Origin of the sequence: Tepidibacter sp. Z1-5, from assembly GCF_037844525.1 — a bacterium.
GTDB lineage: Bacteria > Bacillota > Clostridia > Peptostreptococcales > Peptostreptococcaceae > Tepidibacter_A.
This window is the reverse complement of sequence record NZ_JBBMMD010000053.1, coordinates 1-773: the sequence shown is the minus strand read 5'-3', so window position 1 is coordinate 773 and position 773 is coordinate 1. Positions and strand designations below refer to the sequence as shown.

The 773-nt window shown below is 33.5% G+C and carries 1 pseudogene; it reads right to left on the bottom strand.

The window, feature by feature from the left end:
• A pseudogene (locus WJW32_RS12340) lies at positions 1–760 on the bottom strand (proline reductase-associated electron transfer protein PrdC); the annotation flags it as partial.
• Positions 761–773: the final 13 nt, after the last annotated feature.

Sequence of the window (773 nt, the reverse complement as noted above, 5' to 3'; positions counted from 1 at the left end):
CATTTTTAACTCTTCCACCAACTGTAATATCCTTAGTTATAACAGGTTTTCTATCCTCTATAGCTAATACGATATTTTTCAGTGTTTCAGTGTTGCAAACAACAGCACCTGCTTCTAGTGGTAATTGTCCAGGTTTTAATTCCACATTAAGTAGTTCTCTTATTATAACCCTCTCATCACCTGCTGGGTACATATCTGGTAAATACTTTATTTCGATTTTTTCTTCATCTTTACAAGCTTTACCAAGAGCTATAATAGCTTTTTTATGTTTTGGCTTTATAGCTATATATCCTTTAGAAGCGTTAGTCATTTCAACTACATATTTAAGACCTTTTACAATAATTTCTGGATTTTCCTCCATTACTGCAACATTATGAGAAAGCACTGGTTCACACTCAGCGGCATTTGCTATAACATATCCACCTTTTAAATCTACATTTAATTTAATGTGTGTAGGAAATCCTGCTCCTCCAGCACCAACTATTCCAGCCTCTTTAACTGCGTCTAAATGACTTTCTGTTTCTTTTATCTTGACATATTCATCTAATTGATTTTCATCAGCTTTTATGATTATGTTATTATCCGTTATTTCTGTTATTTTTCCATATACACTTGAATGTATATTAGCACCTAGTCCATTAGGTTCAGCTATTAACTGTCCCTTCTTAACTTCATCACCTACATTAACAATAGGTTTGCATGGTGCTCCAACGTGTTGTTTTAAGCTTATAGTTAAATTCACACTTTCACCTCCTGCCATTTTATCTTCTCGT